This is a genomic window from Leifsonia sp. Root227, from assembly GCF_001428745.1.
In the GTDB taxonomy this organism is placed as follows: Bacteria; Actinomycetota; Actinomycetes; order Actinomycetales; family Microbacteriaceae; genus Leifsonia.
Map to the genome: position 1 here is coordinate 395,809 of NZ_LMIO01000002.1, position 19,230 is coordinate 415,038.

19 protein-coding genes and 1 tRNA gene are annotated in these 19,230 nt (G+C 67.2%); 10 read left to right on the top strand and 10 right to left on the bottom strand.

Annotation, left to right across the window (positions count from 1 at the left end; genetic code table 11):
• Positions 1–18 precede the first annotated feature (18 nt).
• A complete protein-coding gene (locus ASE16_RS06775) occupies positions 19–522 on the bottom strand; it encodes a hypothetical protein (RefSeq protein WP_055892659.1) in 504 nt (167 codons plus the stop codon).
• A complete protein-coding gene (locus tag ASE16_RS06780; RefSeq protein WP_055892662.1) occupies positions 519–1,940 on the bottom strand; it encodes an MFS transporter in 1,422 nt (473 codons plus the stop codon). Before ASE16_RS06780 ends, ASE16_RS06775 begins: the two co-directional genes overlap by 4 nt.
• Positions 1,941–2,077: 137 nt before the next feature.
• On the opposite strand from ASE16_RS06780, the gene ASE16_RS06785 reads away from it, so the two are divergent.
• The gene (locus ASE16_RS06785; RefSeq protein WP_055892665.1) at positions 2,078–3,925 is read left to right on the top strand and encodes a glycoside hydrolase family 15 protein; all 1,848 of its coding nucleotides are present in this window, start codon (positions 2,078–2,080) and stop codon (positions 3,923–3,925) included.
• Here ASE16_RS06785 and ASE16_RS06790 read toward each other — a convergent pair.
• Both ASE16_RS06790 and ASE16_RS06795 read right to left on the bottom strand, forming a co-directional pair.
• A complete protein-coding gene (locus ASE16_RS06790) occupies positions 3,897–5,123 on the bottom strand; it encodes a hypothetical protein (protein WP_235500402.1) in 1,227 nt (408 codons plus the stop codon). The genes ASE16_RS06785 and ASE16_RS06790 overlap by 29 nt on opposite strands.
• Before the next feature lie 47 nt (positions 5,124–5,170).
• Positions 5,171–6,181, bottom strand: a complete 1,011-nt coding sequence (locus ASE16_RS06795; protein WP_055892667.1) for an adenosine deaminase — start codon at positions 6,179–6,181, stop codon at positions 5,171–5,173.
• 63 nt (positions 6,182–6,244) lie between these two features.
• Between ASE16_RS06795 and ASE16_RS06800 the strand changes: the two genes are divergently transcribed.
• Positions 6,245–6,691, top strand: a complete 447-nt coding sequence (locus tag ASE16_RS06800) for a DUF2809 domain-containing protein (protein ID WP_055892672.1) — start codon at positions 6,245–6,247, stop codon at positions 6,689–6,691.
• Here the strand turns inward: ASE16_RS06800 and ASE16_RS06805 are convergent.
• From ASE16_RS06805 to ASE16_RS06815, 3 genes are read right to left on the bottom strand one after another with little or no spacing between them, the layout of a single operon-like run.
• Positions 6,594–7,574 (bottom strand): NAD(P)H-quinone oxidoreductase, encoded by a 981-nt coding sequence (locus ASE16_RS06805; protein ID WP_055892675.1) that lies wholly within the window; start codon positions 7,572–7,574, stop codon positions 6,594–6,596. The genes ASE16_RS06800 and ASE16_RS06805 overlap by 98 nt on opposite strands.
• Entirely contained in the window at positions 7,574–8,815 is a 1,242-nt protein-coding gene (locus ASE16_RS06810) for an ABC transporter permease (RefSeq protein WP_055892677.1), read from the bottom strand. Before ASE16_RS06810 ends, ASE16_RS06805 begins: the two co-directional genes overlap by 1 nt.
• The gene (locus ASE16_RS06815; RefSeq protein WP_055894360.1) at positions 8,815–9,690 is read right to left on the bottom strand and encodes an ABC transporter ATP-binding protein; all 876 of its coding nucleotides are present in this window, start codon (positions 9,688–9,690) and stop codon (positions 8,815–8,817) included. The genes ASE16_RS06810 and ASE16_RS06815 overlap by 1 nt, the downstream gene beginning before the upstream one ends.
• 130 nt (positions 9,691–9,820) lie before the next feature.
• On the opposite strand from ASE16_RS06815, the gene ASE16_RS06820 reads away from it, so the two are divergent.
• Both ASE16_RS06820 and ASE16_RS06825 read left to right on the top strand, forming a co-directional pair.
• Complete coding sequence (locus ASE16_RS06820) at positions 9,821–10,180, top strand: ArsR/SmtB family transcription factor (protein ID WP_055892680.1); 360 nt, start codon at positions 9,821–9,823, stop codon at positions 10,178–10,180.
• Positions 10,177–10,653 (top strand): SRPBCC family protein, encoded by a 477-nt coding sequence (locus ASE16_RS06825; RefSeq protein WP_055892683.1) that lies wholly within the window; start codon positions 10,177–10,179, stop codon positions 10,651–10,653. Before ASE16_RS06820 ends, ASE16_RS06825 begins: the two co-directional genes overlap by 4 nt.
• Before the next feature lie 94 nt (positions 10,654–10,747).
• On the opposite strand, the gene ASE16_RS06830 is transcribed toward ASE16_RS06825, so the two are convergent.
• Positions 10,748–11,545 carry an inositol monophosphatase family protein gene (locus ASE16_RS06830; RefSeq protein ID WP_055892686.1) on the bottom strand — a complete coding sequence of 266 codons (798 nt, stop codon included), beginning with the start codon at positions 11,543–11,545 and terminating at the stop codon, positions 10,748–10,750.
• A gap of 117 nt (positions 11,546–11,662) precedes the next feature.
• On the opposite strand from ASE16_RS06830, the gene ASE16_RS06835 reads away from it, so the two are divergent.
• A tRNA-Lys gene (locus ASE16_RS06835) sits at positions 11,663–11,738 on the top strand.
• Positions 11,739–11,798: 60 nt separating this feature from the next.
• On the opposite strand, the gene ASE16_RS06840 is transcribed toward ASE16_RS06835, so the two are convergent.
• Together ASE16_RS06840 and ASE16_RS06845 are read right to left on the bottom strand one after the other, a co-directional pair.
• The gene (locus tag ASE16_RS06840; protein ID WP_055892689.1) at positions 11,799–12,272 is read right to left on the bottom strand and encodes a hypothetical protein; all 474 of its coding nucleotides are present in this window, start codon (positions 12,270–12,272) and stop codon (positions 11,799–11,801) included.
• Positions 12,273–12,360: 88 nt separating this feature from the next.
• Positions 12,361–13,458 (bottom strand): AI-2E family transporter, encoded by a 1,098-nt coding sequence (locus tag ASE16_RS06845; RefSeq protein ID WP_055892692.1) that lies wholly within the window; start codon positions 13,456–13,458, stop codon positions 12,361–12,363.
• A gap of 233 nt (positions 13,459–13,691) precedes the next feature.
• Between ASE16_RS06845 and ASE16_RS06850 the strand changes: the two genes are divergently transcribed.
• The 5 genes from ASE16_RS06850 (at position 13,692) to ASE16_RS06870 (ending at position 19,223) form a co-directional block, all read left to right on the top strand.
• Positions 13,692–14,885, top strand: coding sequence for an ROK family transcriptional regulator (locus ASE16_RS06850; RefSeq protein WP_055892697.1), 1,194 nt, complete (start codon positions 13,692–13,694; stop codon positions 14,883–14,885).
• Complete coding sequence (locus ASE16_RS06855; RefSeq protein ID WP_055892701.1) at positions 14,882–16,072, top strand: Gfo/Idh/MocA family protein; 1,191 nt, start codon at positions 14,882–14,884, stop codon at positions 16,070–16,072. The genes ASE16_RS06850 and ASE16_RS06855 overlap by 4 nt, the downstream gene beginning before the upstream one ends.
• Positions 16,073–16,154: 82 nt before the next feature.
• Positions 16,155–17,420, top strand: coding sequence for an ABC transporter substrate-binding protein (locus tag ASE16_RS06860; RefSeq protein WP_055892704.1), 1,266 nt, complete (start codon positions 16,155–16,157; stop codon positions 17,418–17,420).
• Complete coding sequence (locus ASE16_RS06865; protein WP_055892707.1) at positions 17,420–18,376, top strand: carbohydrate ABC transporter permease; 957 nt, start codon at positions 17,420–17,422, stop codon at positions 18,374–18,376. Before ASE16_RS06860 ends, ASE16_RS06865 begins: the two co-directional genes overlap by 1 nt.
• Entirely contained in the window at positions 18,369–19,223 is an 855-nt protein-coding gene (locus ASE16_RS06870; protein ID WP_082581287.1) for a carbohydrate ABC transporter permease, read from the top strand. The genes ASE16_RS06865 and ASE16_RS06870 overlap by 8 nt, the downstream gene beginning before the upstream one ends.
• Positions 19,224–19,230: the final 7 nt, after the last annotated feature.

A 19,230-nucleotide genomic window follows, 5' to 3' on the forward strand; every position in this document is an offset into this window, starting at 1 on the left:
GTCCGTGGTCGAGCGCGGTCAGTGGATGATCGCTTTGAGGATGATCATGGCGACCCCGAACAGTGCGGTGCAGACGGCGCCGAGGATCCTGATCGGCCAAGAATCGCCGCGGAGCGCAAAGACGGTGAAGCCGAGGACGGCCAGGATCGCCACCCCCAGCCAGAGCGCCACCCAGAGGGCGACCGTGTCGTCGACGATCCGGAGGGCGCCGAGCAGGAGGACGACGGACGGCGGGATCGCGGAGGTGAGGAAGCCCACCGAGCGGCGCAGCGACCGGTTGAGCGAAACGGACAGGGGGGCGCGTTTGCCCATGTCGACGCCGTGGCCCGCGATTGTCCCCGAATACACGTGCGCCGCCCAGAAGACGACGACGGTCGTGATCACGGACACGAAGACCGACATCGAACTGGCGCCGTGAGCGCCGGCGGCCACGATCATCCCGTTGACGAGCACGGTGCCGTAGACCGACTCCTCCGTGATGAAGTCGACCCTGGCCCGGCGGAGGGCATCGGTCGTCGTCATGTCGCCCCCGCCGCGCGCGGCTCACGGGGATGCGCGCCGGTCGCGTCCCTCGGCAGGAACAGGGCGGCGACCAGGCCGCCGAGCCCGAGGATCGCCAGCACGGTCATCGCCGACCCGTACGCTGCGGAGCCCGCAGCGACGTTGGCGATCAGGATGGTGCCTGCCACAGCGGTACCGAGCGTCGAGCCCAGGTTCGATACGCTGCGGGAGAGCCCGGAGATCTCGCCCTGCGCCTTCTCCGGGAAGGCCGACTGGACGACGTTGACCGACGGCGTCAGCATCAGGCCGAGGCCGGCGCCGATGAGGAACAGCCCTGGGACGAACGACCAGTCCGTGCTGCTGCCGGCGACGAGCCAGATCAGGAGCACGATCCCCGGTACGCACAGGACGAAGCCGGTCAGGATGAGTGCGCGCTGCGAGAACCGGGTGGCGAGCCGCCCGGCGATCAGCGAGGTCAGCAGCAGCCCGACCGTCGCGGCCGTGAAGATCACCCCTGTGGCGATGGCGCTGTGCCCGCGCACCACCTGCAGGTAGGCGGAGACGGTGAACGACGTGCCCATCAGCACGATCCACTGCACGTTCTGGGTGATGAGCGCGATGTTCGAGAGCCGGTTGCGGAACAGTGCGGTGGAGAGCAGCGCCTCCTTGCCTGCGTGCTCGCGGCGCCGCACCCACCAGAAGAACAGGACCAGGATCACGATCCCCGCCCCGATGAGCACGATCATGAGAGGCACGCTGTTGTCCGCGGCGAGGATGCCGAGCACGACGGCGAACAGGCCGAGCGCGGAGAGCACGGCTCCGACGACGTCGAACGGGCGGCGCGGATCGGCCGGGACCGGATCGGTGAGCCGCCTGCTCAGCAGCAGGATGACGACGATGATCAGCGCCTGGAACAGGAACGCGGCGCGCCAGCTGATCACGGTGGTGATCAGGCCGCCGATCAGCGGCCCCGCCGCCGCCCCCAGGCCGCCGAGCCCACTGATCACGCCGAACGCCCACGCGCGTGTCGGGATGTCGGAGAGGTAGAGCGTGGTGAGGATGTAGACGGGCGGGATGAGGAGCGCGGTGCCGACGCCCTCCAGCAGGCTGTTGCCGATGATGAGCGCCCAGAGTCCTGGTGCCACCGCGCTCACCAGCGCGCCGACGCCGTAGACGATGAGCCCGAGGGTGAAGCAGCGCTTGCGGCCGATCTTGTCGGTCAGTTTTCCCGCCGGGATCATCAGCGCGGCCATGGTCAGCAGGAACAGGGTGATGCTCACCTGCACTCCCTGCACGGTCGTGCCGAGATCGCGCGAGATGTCGTTGATCATCACGTTCATGTTCGAGCCGGCGAAGCTGCAGATGAATTGCGCGAGAGCGAGCGGAGCGATGAGCCGGCGGACCCCGGCGTGGGATGAGGCCGTGAAGGATGCGGTCATGACGACCTCCTGCCGGAAAGGTGGGCTTTCCGCTGGCACCGGATCATAGTCCCAGACGGCCGCGAGGATAACCCTTGTGCTGGCTGTCGGCGCACACGCGGGTCTATAGTGGGCGCCATCGTCCGAGGAGGGCTCCCATGATGGAGACACCGAGACAAGAATTCCCCGATATCGCAGAGCACGGGCTGATCGGCGACCTGCAATCCGTGGCACTCGTCTGCACGGACGGGACGATCGACTGGTTCTGCGCTCCGCGATTCGACTCGCCGGCGGTGTTCGCGTCGCTGCTGGACAGGGAGAAAGGCGGCTTCTTCCGCATCCACGCCCTGGGCGACGACGTGCGGGTCAAACAGATGTACTTCCCGCAGACGGCGGTGCTGATCACCCGGTTCATGAGTGCGTCCGGGGTGGGCGAGGTCATCGACTTCATGCCCGTCGCAGACGATCCGACCGTTGCGACGGAGGAGCGGCGCATCCTGCGCGGCGTGCGGCTGGTGCGGGGAGAGCTGACGTTCCGGCTGGAATGCCGCCCGCGGTTCGACTTCGGACGCCGCCCCCACACCGCATCGCGGGCAGGAGGATGGGTGCGCTTCGACGACGGGCTGTCCGGCGCCGCGCTGTCCGGCGTGCACGACGACGAGCAGGTGACGGAGCTCGACGACGGGGATGCAGTGCTGGACGTCACGATGTCGGCGGGAGACCTGCGGCTGTTCGCGTTCCACACCGCTCCGGAGGCGGACGGCCACGGCCTCACCGTCGACCGCGGGCAGGAGCTGTTCCGGCAGACCGTCACGTTCTGGCGGGACTGGCTGAGCATCGGCACGTACACCGGCAGGTGGCGCGAGTCGGTCGAGCGGTCGGCGATGGTCCTGAAGCTGCTCCAGTACGCCCCGAGCGGCGGACTCGTCGCGGCTCCGACGGCCGCACTGCCGGAGCAACTCGGCGGCGTGCGCAACTGGGACTACCGGTACACCTGGATCAGGGACGGCTCGTTCTCCGTGCACTCGCTGCTGGCGCTCGGATACACGGAGGAAGCCATCGCGTTCTCGCTGTGGGTCGCCGACCGCGTGGCCGAGCAGGCAGGCGAGGCGTCCGGCCCGCTGAAGATCATGTACCGGATCGACGGGTCGAGCGATCTGGAGGAGCTGGAACTCGACGGGTTCGAGGGCTACGCGGGGTCACGTCCCGTCAACGTCGGCAACGGTGCTGCCGATCAGCTCCAGCTCGACATCTACGGCGAAGCCCTGGACGCCCTGTTCGTGACGAACCAGTACCGCAGGATCGGGCATCCGGGCTGGAGCAAGCTGCGCGCCGTCCTGGACTGGCTGGTCGAGAACTGGGATCAGCCGGACGAGGGTGTCTGGGAGACCAGGGGAGGGCGCAAGGACTTCAACTACGGGCGGATCATGTGCTGGGTCGCCTTCGACAGGGCGATCACCATCGCGAGAGAGCGCGGCCTCCCCGCGCCGCTCGACGTCTGGATCCAGGCTCGCGACGCCATCTACGAGCAGGTGTTCACGCGCTGCTGGAACGCGGACCGTCAGGCGTTCGTGCAATACCCTGGCACCGACGTCGTGGATGCGATCACCCTGTTGATGCCGCTGGTGGGGATGATCTCGCCGCACGACCCGATGTGGCTGTCCACGCTGGACGCGATCGGCGAGGAGCTGGTGACGGACAGTCTCGTGTACCGCTACAACCCCGCAGCATCGCCGGACGGCCTGCCGGGCGAGGAGGGGACCTTCTCGCTGTGCTCGTTCTTCTACGTCATCGCCCTGGCCGACGCCGACAGGGTCGAGGAGGCGCAGTACGCGTTCGAGAAGATGCTGACATACGGCAACCATGTCGGCCTGTTCGCCGAAGAGATCGATCCAGCCGGCCGCCAGCTCGGCAACTTCCCGCAGGCGTTCACGCACCTGGCGCTGATCCGCGCCGCCATCGTGCTGGACGCTGCCCTCACCCGGCAGGAGTCGCGGGGCCGGTAGGAGTTGTCGCGGGAGCAGGGGTCGCGGGAGCAGGGGTCGCAGCGCCGCTGACCCGCAGATACACGATCAGCCAGCTGAACACGACGACGCCAGCGACCAGCTCCGTCGCCGTGAGCACGTAGTAGCCGACAACGTAGAACAGCAGCATCACCACGATGGTGGCGAAGAACACGTAGCCGAGGATGAAGAACGACGCCGGAGCCTGCGGGAGCGCCGCGCGCACCCAGAACACGACGAGGGAGAAGGTCAGCACCATCCCGACGGCAGAGACGTTGTGCAGCACAGCGGAGACGTTGAGCGGGAAGACCCCAACGCCGGCGAGGAGCACCCCGATAAGGATGAGGGCCACCCGCACCCGGAGGAGCGCCGAGCGTCTCCGGCGGGCTCCGTCCTGACCAGTCGCTGTGCCGGTTGATTCCGGCGCGAGGCGGCGCACATCCGTCGCGTAGCGTGCGAGCGCCGTGACGATCACCCCGGCGACGATCAGGGTCAGGTTGAACGACAGCGACGACACGCTGCTGGACATGCCGAGGGCGCTGAGGTGGAGCATCCACCAGTGCGGGTCCGGCGCGCTGAGCATCGACGTGAGGATGCCGACGATGACGAACGCGGCGAGCACCGTCGACAGGCGCATGAGGTCCATCTGCACGGACGACAGGAACACGACGTACGCCGTGACCGCGCAGGCGACGGCGGCGAGGGCGGCAGCGGACAGGAAGTAGACCGTCGCGTCCTGGAATCCGTTCGCGAGCACGGCGCCGAGCGCGAGCCAGCCGAGAAGCGCGACCACCCCGTGCGCGACCGCGATGGCGATGGTATCGAACACGTCGACGGGGGAGACGTGCTGTGCGCGGCCATCCGTTCCCGCCGCTGTCCGGAACGGTCGGAAACCGTCTCGCGGCCACAGCCGACCAGCGATGTAGACCAGCACGCCGATGACCCCTGCCGCGATGGCCACGAACTGGCCGAGCGAGCCTGGACCGGCGATGGGCAGGCTGGCGCCCCAGAACACCGGGAGCGCGATGACGACCACCAGCACGAACGTGCCGCCGCCGGCGACGATGGCCGCGCCCTCGGCACTGAGTAAGGGCGTGCCGCGCACGGGAGCGCGGGGCTGTGCAGCGCCGGGCGGTGCGACGCCGGGCTGTGCAGCGCCGGGCAGAGGGGTGCGTCCTACGGTCGGCCTGGTGCGCGCCATCGTCATCACCCCCGGGGATGCAACGCGCTCACTGTATCGCTGTGGCGTCAGCCGCGCCAGGCATCGACCTCTGAGAGCAGTTCCTTCTTTCGGGCGTCGGAGGCGAACGACGCCTCGATGGAGGTGCGCGCGAAACGTTCCGCCTGCTCGGCCGTGACGCCGAGCGCATCCCGGACGGCGGTGAAGTTGTCGCCGACATAGCCGCCGAAGTATGCGGGGTCGTCCGAGTTGATCGTCACGCGCACGCCCGCCGCGTCCAGTCGGAGCAGCGGATGGTCGGCAAGCGTGTCGATCGTGCGGAGCCGCAGGTTGGAGAGCGGGCACATCGTCAGGGCGATGCGCTCCTCGGCGAGGCGGACGACGAGTTCGGGGTCTTCGACGGCGCGGATGCCGTGGTCGATGCGCTCGGCGCCGAGCAGGTCCAGCGCCTCGCGGATGTACGACGCAGGCCCCTCCTCTCCCGCGTGCGCGACGACGTGCAGGCCCTCGTCCCGTGCCTTGGCGAAGACGTCCTGGAACAGCGACGGCGGATAGCCGACCTCCGCCGAGTCCAGGCCGACGCCGAGCAGGAGCTCGCGGCGGCTGAGCCCGGCGTTCAGAATCGTGTCCGCCGCCTCCACCGGTTCGTCGCGGAGGAAGCTCAGGATGATGCCGCCGGTGATGCCGAGGTCGCGCTCCGCCTGCTCCAGCGCGGTGGAGATGCCGTCGATGACCGTCTCGATCCTGATGCCGCGGGCGGTGTGCGCCTGCGGGTCGAAGAACAGCTCGACGTGGCGGAGACCCTGGCTCGCCGCCGTGGTCAGGTAGCGGCGGGTGAGCTCGGCGAAGTCGCTCTCGGTGCGGAGCACATCCATCGTCGCGTAGTAGAGGGTGAGGAACGACTGCAGATCGGCGAAGTCGTACTGCGCCGCCAGCTTCTCCACCGAGGAATACGGCAGCGAGACGCCGTTCTTGCCCGCCAGCTCGAAGACGAGGTCGGGCTCGAGCGTTCCCTCGATGTGGAGGTGCAGCTCGGCCTTGGGCAGAGAGAACAGGGCAGAGTCGGAAGGTGCGGTCATCCTCCGATTTTCTCATCCGCGCGAAGGACGCGGCGACCGGATGCGCGCGCCTAGCCTCGGAGGGTGACCAGACTCGGCCGCCGTGCCCGCCTCGGAATCGCCGCCGCGTGCGTGCTGCTCGCCGGGCTGGCGGTGCACGCGTTCGCGGACGGCCCCGTCGGCGGCTTCGCGGGGGATGCGCTGTACGCGGCGCTCATCGCGGTGCTGTTCGCGTGGCTGGCGCCGCTTGCCGCCCGCTGGGTGGCGCCGGTGGTCGCGCTCGCGTTCTGCTGGGCGATCGAGTTCCTGCAGCTCACGCCGGTTCCGCAGGCGATCGAGTCGCGCATCCCCGGCAGCTCCTTCGTGCTCGGGTCGACGTTCCAGTGGATCGACCTGGCGGCGTACGCGGTGGGCGTCGCCGTGGTCGCGCTGGTCAGCCGACCTGCAGCAGGATCTTCCCCAGGTGAGCCGACGACTCCATCCGGCGATGCGCCTGCGGCGCGTCCTCGAGAGGGAACACCGCGTCGATGACCGGGCGCACCCGTCCCGCGGCGATCTGCGGCCAGACGTGCTCGCGCACCCCGGCCACGATGGCGACCCGTTCGGCCAGCGGCCGCGCCCGCAGCGTCGTGCCCCAGATCATGGCGCGCTTGCTCATCAGCAGGCCCGTGTCGATGGATGCCGGAGTGCGGTCGCGGGTGGCGATCGACATGATGCGGCCGCCCGTCGCGAGCGCATCCAGGTCGCGGGCGATGTACGCGCCCCCGACGATGTCGAGCACCACGTCGACCCCGCGGCCGTCCGTGACGTCGCGCACCACCTCGACGAAGTCGCTCTCCCGGTAGTCGATGGCCGCCTCGGCGCCCAGGGTGCGGCAGAACTCCACCTTCACCTGGCTGCCCGCCGTCGCGATCACGTGCGCGCCGAACACCCGGCCGAGCTGGATCGCCATCGAGCCGATGCCGCTCGATCCTCCATGCACGAGCAGCGTCTCGCCCTCTGCGAGCTCTGCGAGCTGGAACACGTTCGACCAGACCGTCGCCGTGACCTCCGGCAGGCCGGCGGCCTCCACGAGGTCGACGCCGGGCGGGACGGGGAGCACGAGGCCCGCATCCACGGTGACGTACTCGGCGTATCCTCCGCCTGGCAGCAGAGCGCAGACCTGGTCGCCGGCCGACCAGCCTGTCACCGAAGCGCCGACCTGGTCGATCGTGCCGGAGACCTCGAGGCCCGGCCACTCCGGCGCACCGGGAGGCGGAGGGTAGAAGCCGCGGCGCTGAGACAGGTCCGCGCCGTTCAGCCCGGCCGCCGCCACCCGGATGCGCACCTCGCGGTCCGCGGCGACGGGCTCCGGGACGTCTGCGACGGTCAGCACGTCCGCGTCCCCTGGAGCGGAGACGACGACGGCGCGCATCAGGAACGTGCCCCGGCCGTGTTCGAGCGCCTGGTCAGCACATCCCGGATCTTGACCTTGTTGGTGTACTCGATCGAACCGTAGCGGAACAGGCGCACCGCGATGCGGAGCACCACGGCAGACAGCACGAACAGCTCGACGATGATCACGATGGCCTGCCACAGCGGCAGCGTGCCGAACGCGTTCAGGATCAGCGCCGTGATCGGGGCCGTGTACGGGAAGAACGCGAGCACCTGCACGATCGGCGACTGCGGCGAGCTGATCGCGAAACCGGATGCGTAGAGCGGGATCACGATCGAGAAGATGACGATCGAGAACAGCGGAGCCGCATCCTTCGCCGTCGGCATCACAGCGCCCACCGCGACGAGCGTGCCGGTGAACAGCGCGAACCCGCCGATCAGGATGAGCGCGCCGACGATCATCTTCTCCGGCTCGAACACCAGCCCGGACAGGTCGAGGCTCGGAATGGAGAGCTGTTCCCGGAAGAACAGGTACCCGAACACGACAGGCAGGGCGAACACCGCCATCTGGATGATGCCGATCATGAACAGGGAGATGACCTTGCCGATGAGCAGACTCGTCGGGTTGATCGTGGTCAGGATCATCTCGGTGACCCTGTTCTCCTTCTCCTCGAGGGTGGAGTTCAGCATCTGGTTGCCGAGGAACACGATCACGATGAAGAACGCCACCAGGAAGATCAGGGCGGGGATGATCGCCTCGAAGCCGGGGGCGACGGCGCCGTTCTTGAACGTGGTGGTCGACGTCTGGATCTCGCCGCGCAGCACGGCGACGTCGGTGGGGGAGCCGATGCGCTTCTCGACGCTCGCCGAGAGCACGGACTCCGCCGCCGAGGAGTACTTGGCGTTCTGCAGCAGCCCGGCGTCCGCCCCGTAGACCTTCACCGTCTCCTTCGCCGGGTCGGCGGGGTAGTCGAAGAACGCCTCGGACGAACCGGCCTTGACGGCGTCCACACCGGAGGCGCTGCTGTCGGCCGGGGTGCCGCCGAGCTGCCTGGCGACGGCGGGATCGACCAGCCCGGACGCATCCACGTACTGGAACTCGAAGCGCGCGTTCTTCTGCGCATCGGCGGTCTGCGCCGTGGAGACATTGGAGGCGACGATCAGGCTGATCAGCGCGATGGCGAAGATCGGCACGACGATAGTGATCGCCCAGAACCGGCGCTTCGACACCGTACGGAGGAACTCGAACGAGACGACCGTCCCGAGGTTGTGCTGGGCCATCAGTCGGCCTCCCTGCTGTCTGCTCCGTACACTTCGACGAAGATGTCGTCGAGCGATTTCCTGGTCGGCGCGAACCGGGTGACGTCGAGGCCCGCATCCACGAGGGAGCGGAGGATGGCGGCGGTGTCTGCGTCGTTGGCGACGTCGAGCTCTGCGTGACCGTCCGCATCCCGTGCGATGTCATATGCCGAGGAGGAGGGGATCGTGCCGTCGTGATCGACGTGGATCACAGTGCCGCCGAACTGCTCCTGCACCTCGGAGACCGTTCCGTATGCGCGCGAGCCACCGTCCTTCAAGAGGATGACCCTGTCGCAGAGACGTTCGACCTCCTCCATATGGTGGGTGACCATCATGACCGTCGACCCCGCGCGCTTCTGATCGTCGATGATGTCCATCAGCAGTCGGCGATTGACGGGGTCGAAGCCCTTGGTCGGCTCGTCCAGGATCAGCAGCTCAGGCTCGTTCATGATGGTGACGCCGAGTTGCACCTTCTGCTGCTGGCCGCCCGAGAGCTTGTCTAGCCGCACCTTCTCCTTGTCGCCGATGCCGACCCGCTCGAGATAGTTGCGCGACCAGGTGCGCGCCTGCTCCTTGCCGAGACCCTTGAGTTTGCCGAAGTAGACCATCACGTCGATGACGGACTCCTTCTTGTAGAGCCCGCGCTCCTCCGGCAGGTAGCCGAGCCTGTCGCCGGCCTCCGGGCTGAACGGGCGGCCGTCGATGTGCAGCACGCCTCCGGTCGGCTGGTAGATGCCGAGGAGCGCGCGGATCGTGGTGGTCTTGCCCGAGCCGTTGCTGCCGAGGAAGCCGAACGTCTCGCCGCGGGAGATGTCGAAGGAGAGATCGCGGATGACGGTCGTGCGACCGAAGTCCATGCGGAAGTGGTCGATGTGCACGAGTGGTTCGCTGCTGGGACTGCTCACCCGTCCCACATTAGGGGTTGACGGTGGCCGCGACCGGGATTATCTTATTCAACGTAGTAGTTGATAAAGGAATTGGTTGGGTATGAATGCGGACAGCGAGGACAGGCTCGACAGGGCGTTCCAGGCGCTTGCCGATCCGGTGCGACGCGCGATCGTCGCCCGCCTCAGTACGGGGCCTGCGACGGTCAACGAACTGGCGGAGCCGTTCGCGATCACCACGCAGGCGATCTCCCGCCACATCCACGTGCTCGAAGAAGCCGGCCTCGTCACCAGGACACGGGATGCGCAGCGTCGCCCCGTCCACCTCGAACCATCCGCCCTCGAAGAGCTCACCTCGTGGATCGACCGCTACCGGCTCGTCCACGAACAGCAGTACCGCAGCCTCGACAGCGTGCTCGCCGACCTCGGCGACACCGTCACACACAAGGAGAAGAAGAAATGAGCAACCCCGTCACCATCACCGCGCCGGACGGCCTGCCGTTCGTCGACATCGAGCGCGAGTTCGACTTCCCGGTCGAGAAGGTCTTCCTCGCCCACAAAGACCCTGCGCTGCTCTCGCAGTGGAGCGGTCCGCGCGGCTACGAGATGGACATCAAGGAGTACGACTTCAGCACGGGCGGCCGCTACCGCTTCGTGCACCGCGACCCGGAGGGCGCCGAGTATGCGTTCCGCGGCGTCTTCCACGTCGTTCGCGAGAACGAGTTCGCCATCCAGACCTTCGAGTTCGAGGGCTACCCGGATGTGGTGAGCATCGAGTCGATCACGTTCGAGTCGCTCGACGGCGGACGCACCAGGGTCAAGGCGCACGCCGTGTACCCGACCATGGAAGCCCGCGACGGCATCGTCGCCTCCGGCCAGGCCAAGGGCGTCACCGAGGGCTACGAGCGCCTCGAAGAGGCCCTCTCCGCGCTCTGACGACCCCCTCCCGCCCTGCCGTCGCCATCGAGCCGGGACCTGTGTGCGCCGCCACCCGGCGTGTCGCGTACACAGGCCCCGGCTCGACTGTGCGTCAGGCGAGCGCGTCGAGGAGGGCGGGGTGCAGCAGGCTGTTGCTGGCGAGGGAGGAGCCGTTGCCGGGGCCGGCGTCTCCGGTGACGGAGGTGAACGTGCCTCCCGCCTCCTGCACGATCGGGATGAGGGCGGCGAGGTCGTAGGTCTTCACGTCGAACTCGCCCACCGCATCCAGCACCCCCTCTGCGAGCAGCATGTACGACCACATGTCGCCGTATGCGCGGTCCCGCCACACCTGCCTGGTGAGCGCGACGAGCTTGTCGAGGTAGCCTGCACCATCCCACTGGGCGATGCTCTGGAAGCTGATGGATGCGTGCTCCAGGTCGGCGACGGCGGAGACGCGAAGACGGCGGGGCGCCGCGCCGGACTCGGAGAGCCAGGCGCCGGCATCCCGTGCCGCCCACCAACGCCGGTCGAGCGCCGGCGAGCTGACGACGCCGACCACCGGCACGCCGTCGACGGCGAGCGAGATGAGCGTGCCCCACACCGGGACGCCACGCAGATAGTTGGCGGTGCCGTCGATGGGGTCGATGATCCACTGGCGGGAGGCATCGCCCTCTGTGCCGTACTCCTCGCCCAGGATGCCGTCGCCAGGTCGTTCGGCGGCGATCAGCTCGCGGATGGCCCGCTCGACCGCCAGATCGGCCTCGGTGACGTGAGTGCGATCCGGCTTCGTGTCGATGTGCAGATCCAGGGCACGGAATTTCTCCCGGGAGATCGAATCGGCGACGTCGGCGAGGCGCAGCGCGAGCGCGAGGTCGTCGGCGAACGGGGAGGATGCGGAGTCGGAAGTCACCCGACGAGCCTACCGACGCATGGTGAACAGACGGTGCCGAAGTCGAAGGATGCTCGATTGGCAATGAGGGCGAAGTGGATGCTAGTGTTGAGCCTCGTTCGGGTCGCCGAACAAAACGCACCTCTAGCTCAATCGGCAGAGCAACTGACTCTTAATCAGTGGGTTCTGGGTTCAAGTCCCAGGGGGTGCACCACAAGAAAAAGCCCGGTCGGATCATTAATCCGGCCGGGCTTTCTCGTTGCTCGGGTGAGGGTCACACGAGCGCGCTGATCTCCTCGCGCGCCGCGGCGATCAGTGCGTTGCGCGCGTCTACGACCGGCTGGTATGCCGCACGGTAGTCGTCGCTCCAGTAGACGACGCCCGCCTTCACGGCGTCGCGGAAGCTTTCGAGAGCAGAACGGACCTCGGCGGCGTGTGCCACGACGGCGTCGCCGCCGACGAGTTGCAGGGTGCGGAACTTCTGCGCGACGTCGCTGTCGACCAGCCAGTATCTGTCGGAGTCGGCAGCGAGCGGATCCGGGCAACCGTCCGCCATGCGACCGAGGGTGTGCGCTGCCGAGTGCGCAGCATCGATGAACGCGATGTAGCGCTCAGAGCGGGTCGTCCGCAGAGAGTCGGCCAACGCCTCCCTGCGCGCCTTCCTGTGGCGGATCGACTCGGCGGCGAACGAGCCGACGGCTCCGAGGATCAGGGTCACGATGGGGAGGGCGACGGTCAGCCAGTTCACGTCCTTCATTGTGGCGTAGGCGCTGCTGCCAGGGCGACGCCCCCAAATGGGACAGTTCAATCCCTCAGCCCGCAGCCGGCGCGGATCCTTAGCGCAGCTCTTTCCTCGGCATCACGATCTCTTTGATGATCAGGATGATGCCCGCGGAGATCGGGATGGCGACCAGCGCGCCAGGCAGTCCGAACAGCGTCGACCCCGCCAATGCCGAGATCAGCACCACGGAGCCTGGCACCTGCACGGCCTTGCCCATCACCTTCGGGGTGAGGATGTATGCCTCGACCTGCATGTAGATCAGCATGAAGATCAGGACGAACAGGCCGGACACGGGGGAATGGATGAAGGCCAGCACCGTCATAGCGGCCGTCGTCAGCACGGTTCCGATCAACGGGATGAGTGTGATGAAGAACGCCAGGATACCGATGAGGAAGGCACCTGGCACGTCCGTGAGCAGGAGCAGGATCACGCTGTAGACCGCGTTGAAGAACGCGAGGATCACCATCCCGCTGAGGTACTTGCCGAAGTTGCGCAGGATGCGCTCTGCGTAGCTGATGAACGTCGCCCTGTGCGATGCGGCGACCAGCTTGTACGCGGCCTCCTTGGTCGCGTCGTAGGTGGCGATGAAGTAGATGGTGAGGATCGCGATGAAGAACCCCGAGGTCAGGCCGTTCACGATCGAGAGGCCGAAGCCGACCAGGCCGGTGCCGAGCGACGCCCACACCTCCGGCTTCTGGACCTCGCTCGCCACCCAGTTCACGAGGGCGCCGAGCACGCCGTTGCTCGACGCGTTGGCCGGGTCGAACCAGCCCTGGTCCTTGAGGTTCGCCACCTCTTTCGGGATGGTCGTCACCAGGAACTGGACCTGCTGGATCACCAGGGGGAGCACCACCCAGACGATGGTGATGATGACGGCGATGAGGAGCAGGATCACGGTCACGATCGCCCACGGCCTCGACATGTGCCTGCGCTGGAACCAGCGGATGAGCGGATCGAGGCCCACCGTCGCGAACATCGCGAGGAAGACCATGAAGATGATCGAGCGCAGCCCGTACAGGGCGAACCCGGTGACGATCGCGCCCACCGCGCCCAGGGTGACGATGTAGCCGAGCGCCAGTGGGCTCCGCTGCAGCATGGACGGCTGCGGCTGGTCTTCGGTGGCGGCCGGTGGGGCTGGCTTGGTGAGGCGCATCACGCCCTCCTCGGCTCGGTGTATGGCTGGTGCTGAGCGTATTGCCCCCTGGCGGTCCGCGACAAGTCATCAGGCGGCACGGCGAGGCACGACAGGACGGATGCGTGTTTCGAATATGTAAACCCGTTTACTTCTATTCGCTTTGGTCTTGACGCCCGCATCCTGCCCATGCTTCACTTACGGCAGCAATTAAGCAACGGGGTTTCATTGTAAGCGAGCGGGAGTTTCGACGAATGGTATTCGGTGGACGCGGCCAGGAGCCCGACGCTTCGCGTCAGAGGGCGGCGAACGCCGCCCGGTGCGCGGTCGCCGTCCGAGAGGGCGGCAGGGGGACCGTCGCCCAGATCGCATCCCGCACGGGACTCTCCCGGCCCACCGTCGAGGTCGCACTCACCACGATGCGCGAGCGCGGTCTCGTGCTCGAGGTCGATGAGCACACGCTCGGAGGCCGCGGAGCAGGCAGGCCGGCCCGCCTCTACGACTTCGCCGCCGACCTCGGCTACCTCGTCGGCGTCGACATCGGCATCCACCGGGTGCGCGTCGCCGTCGCCAACCTCGCAGGAGCGATGGTCGGCTGGGCGGAGCAGGAGGTCGACGAGTCGTTCCTCGGGGCGAGCAGGATGAGCGTGGTGCGGAAGGTCGTGGCGGACTGCCTCGACGGCAACGGCATCGACAGGTCGCGGCTGATCGCCATGGCGGTGGCCGTCTCCGGGCTCGTCGGCGAGGACGGCAGGCTCATCGTCTCCCGCAACTTTCCTGACTGGGAGGGCGTCGACATCGCCGGTCACCTGCGCTCGGAGTTCGGCTGCGAGGTGGTGGTGGAGAACGACATGCGTCTCGCCGCTCTCGCGGAGCACAGGATGGGCGCATCCAGACTGGTCAACGACTCGGCGTACTTCTTCCTCGGGCACCGCATCTCGATGGGCCTCATCATCGACGGCAAGCTGCGCCGCGGAGCGCACTCCGCCGCAGGCGAGGTCGGCGAGATCGTCTTCTCGATGAAGGTCAGCGCGACCGGCCAGCTCAGCTGGAACTCCGCGCCGACAGGCGAAGAGGTGTTCCGGATGGCCGTGGACGGCGACGAGGAGGCGCGCGAGGAGATCGAGTCGTTCGTCGGCGGCCTCGCCACCGGCATCGCGACCCTGACGATGGCCATCGACCCGGACGTGGTCGTGGTCGGCGGCGGTCTCTCCCGTGCGGGGGAGGCGCTGCTGGAGCCGTTGCGCAGGGCGGTGATGCGCGAGATCCGTCTGCCCATCCACCCCACCATCATCCAGTCGGAGCTCGGCGCAGAGTCGGTCGTGCTCGGAGCGCTTGCGCTCGCCTTCGGCCAGTCGGCCGAGCGGGTGTACGGGACGGCGGACGTGCCGGAGCCCGATATCGACGTCGCAGGGGCAAAAGCCCTCGCAGAGAGGATCGCAGTATGACTTCGCAGGACGCAGGGGCGCCGCTGAGGCTGGCCGTGATCGGTGTGGGGGCGCGGTCGTACATCGCCGGTCACGCCGTCGACTCAGGGGCCGGTGTCATCGTGGCGGTGGCCGACCCGAGCGCGACAGCGCGGGCGCGCGCCGCCGAGGCGTTCGGCGACCAGCTCACCGCGTTCCCCGGCCACCGCGAGCTGATCGAGGCTCGGGATGCGCGCGGAGGCAACATCGTCGACGCCGCCTTCGTCACGTCGCCCGACCACACGCACGCCGAGATCGCGATCGACTTGCTGCGCGCTGGGATCGCGGTCTACCTGGAGAAGCCGCTCGCGATCAGCCTGGAGGACGCAGACGCCATCCTCGCCGCGGCGGCGGAGAGCGGGAGCAAGCTGTACGTCGGCCACAACATGCGGCACATGGCCGTCGTCACCCTGATGCGCGACATCATCAAGCGCGGCGAGATCGGCGAGGTCAAGGCGGTCTGGTGCAGGCACTTCGTCGGCAACGGAGGCGACTACTACTTCAAGGACTGGCACGCCGAACGCGCCAAGTCGAACGGGCTGCTGCTGCAGAAGGGCGCCCACGACATCGACATCATCCACTGGCTCGCCGGAGGATACTCGGAGCTCGTCACCGGGATGGGCGGCCTCAGCCTCTACGGCGGCATCGACGCCCGCCGTGACAACTCCGACCGGTCGATGCCGGACTGGTTCTCGCTGGAGGCGTGGCCGCCGCTCAGCCAGACGGATCTGAATCCCGTGATCGACGTCGAGGACATCTCGATGGTGAACATGCGGCTCGACAACGGCGTGTACGCGTCGTACCAGCAGTGCCACTACACGCCGGACTACTGGCGGAACTACACCGTCATCGGCACGGAGGGCAGGCTGGAGAACTTCGGCGACACCGATGGGGCCGTGGTGCGGGTGTGGAACACGCGCACGCTGTACGACCCCGTCGGCGACGCCGAATACCGGGTGAACGGAGACGAGCGGGGGCACCGTGACGCCGACAGGCTCACGGTCGCCGAGTTCATCCGGTTCGTGACGGACGGCTCCCGAACGGAGACGTCGGCGGTCGCGGCACGCAACGCGGTGGCGACAGCCGTCGCAGCGACAGAGTCCATCCGAGACGGTTCACGGCCCATCGCCGTCCCCGCCGTGGATGAACACGTGGCCACGCTGGTGTGACCACGGGGAATCCCCGGGCCGACGAGGACTGATCGCCGACCCGGGAGGCACCACAACAACACTCACATTTCAAGGAGAACCAATGCGAAAAGCCCTACTAGCCGCCGGGGCGGCGGTTGCAGCCGCAGCCCTTCTGGCCGGATGCTCGTCCAACACTGGAAGCGGCTCCGGTGCCACTGCCGATCATAATCTGTCGGCTTCGATCTCTTACGCGTTCTGGGACGTCAACCAGAAGCCGGCGATGGAGGCGCTCATCAAGGACTTCAACAAGGAGTATCCGAACATCAAGGTGACCACCCAGGTCACCCCGTACCAGAACTACTTCACCAAGCTGCAGACGCAGGGCTCGTCCAAGACGCTGCCGGACGTGTTCTGGATGAACGGTCCGAACTTCCAGCTCTACGCATCCAATGGGCTGCTGGAACCGGTGGGCTCCGGCATCGACCCTGCGAACTACCCGAAGGCGCTGAACGAGCTGTACAGCTACGACGGCAAGCAGTACGGGGCGCCCAAGGACTTCGACACGATCGGCGTCTTCTACAACAAGGCGGTGTTCGACAAGGCGGGAGTCGCGTACCCGACCGCCGACTGGACCTGGGACGAGTTCCACCAGAAGGCCAAGGAGATCTCCGACAAGCTGAAGGCGGACGGCGTCTACGGCGTCGCCAGCGGTCTGAGCGGCGGCCAGGAGGTGTACTACAACACGATCCTCCAGGCGGGCGGCGAGATCATCTCGTCCGACGGCAAGAAGTCCGGTTACGACTCCGCCGCGTCGATCAAGGGTCTGCAGTTCGTGCGCGACCTGGTCGCCGACGGCTCTTCTCCGACGCCGTCGCAGCTGTCGGACACCCCGCAGGACCAGTGGTTCATCAACAGCAAGTCCGCGATGATCTGGTCGGGCACCTGGCTGAACGCCGAGCTGCTCGCCTCGCCGATCAAGGACACGATCGCACTCGCTCCTCTGCCCAAGGGCGAGAAGCAGGCGACCGTCATCCACGGTCTCGCGAACGTCGTCGCGAAGGACTCGAAGAACAAGGCCGCTGCCGTCGCGTTCCAGAACTACCTCGGCGGCAAGCAGGCTGCGGAGACGCAGGCAGAGATGGGCGCGGCGAACCCCGCGTTCAACGGCACGCAGGACGCCTTCGTCAAGACGGCTCCCTGGGACCTGAACATCTTCGAGAAGGCGGCGGCGGACTACGCGTACCCGTACCCGATCTCGAAGAACACGGCGGCCTGGAACAAGGCGGAGAACGACCTCCTGCCCGACGCCTTCTCCGGCAAGCGCCCGGTGGCCGACGTCGCCAAGGACCTCGCCAAGCAGATGAACGCGGACCTCGCCAAAGAGTAATGTCCGTTTCCATCGCACCCCAGGAGGCGGGCGCCGTGACCACGGCGCCCGCCACCCGGTCGACGCCGCCGCGCAGACGGCGCACCGACCGGAAGGAATGGCTGTGGGCGGCTCTGTTCGTCGCCCCGCTGCTGTTCGGCGTCCTCGTCTTCTACATCTGGCCGATCATCCGCAACGCATACTTCAGCTTCACCACGTGGGGCGTCTTCGGCGGCGCGACCTGGAGCGGCCTGTCGAACTATCAGGCGATGCTGGCGGACCCGTCATTCTGGCGGTCGATCGTCAACACGCTCGTCTACATCGGCTTCCTGCTCATCGGCATCCCGCTCGCCGTGGTCTTCGCCAGCCTGATGAACCGGCCGGGGCTGCGCTTCGCGACCCTGTACCGCACGGCGTTCTTCCTGCCGTACGTCGCCATGCCCGCCGCGGTCGCGATGGTCTGGCGGATCATCTTCAACGGCGACTTCGGCGTCATCAACTACACACTGTCGCTGGTCGGGATCAAAGGACCCAACTGGCTCTCCACCGAGTGGTTCGCTCTCATCGCGGTGGGCCTGGTCGGGATGTGGATCTCGCTCGGCTTCAACCTGATCGTGCTCTCGGCCGGGATGAAGGGCATTCCGCCGGAGATGTACGAGGCGTCGTCGCTCGACGGGGCCAGCCGGATGCGGCAGTTCTTCTCGATCACGGTGCCGCTGCTCAGCCCGTCGATCTTCTTCGTCTCCGTCATGACGGTGATCACCGGCTTCCAGCTCTTCGACCTGCTCTACGCCCTGATGGGCACGCAGAACCCGGCGATCAACCAGACCCAGTCGATGGTGTACCTGTTCTTCGCCCACCAGCAGACGGGCGACAACGGCTACGCGGCCGCGGTCGGCATGGCCATCCTGCTGCTCGTCGGCGTGTTCACGATCATCCAGTTCCGGATGCAGAAGAGGTGGGTGACGTATGTCTAGCTCCGTCGTGGTCGGTTCCAAGACCGGCAAAGCGAGGATGGGGACGGGGCTCACCCACCTCATCCTGATCGTCGGATCGCTCATCATGGTCTTCCCCTTCATCTGGCAGATCCTGATGTCGCTGTCCACGAACGCGCAGGTCACCTCCGTGCCGCCGACCGTGTGGCCGGGCACGCTGCACTGGGAGAACTTCGCCCACGTGTTCGACCAGCTCCCGTTCCTCAACCAGCTCTGGGTGTCCGTCGCCGTCACGGTGATCCGCACGGTCGGTCAGCTCCTGCTCTGCTCGATGGCCGGATACGCGTTCGCCAGGATGTCGTTCCCGTTCAAGCGCACGATCTTCGCGCTGGTGCTGGCCATCCTGATGGTGCCGCCGCAGGTGTACCTGCTCCCGCAGTACCAGATCGTGCAGGGCCTCGGCTGGCTGAACACCATCGCCGGCATCGCGGCCCCCGGCATCTTCAGCGCCTTCGGCACATTCCTGATGCGGCAGTTCTTCCTCGGTCTGCCGGACGAGCTGGCGGAGGCTGCACGCCTCGACGGCGCCAACCACTTCCAGACCTTCTGGAAGGTGATGCTGCCGCTGGCCAAGCCCGGCCTGTCCGCCCTCGCGATCATCACGGTGCTCGCGTCCTGGAACGACCTGCTCTGGCCGCTCATCGTCGCGACGGACTCCACCCAGATGCCACTCTCCGCCGGCATCGCGACGCTCACCAGCCAGCGGTCAATCCCCGACTATCCGCTCCTGCTCGCAGCCAGCCTGCTCGCGATGGCGCCGGTGCTCATCCTCTTCCTGATCATGCAGAAGCGCGTCATCGACGGCATCGCATTCTCGGGCCTGAAGTAGAAAGAAA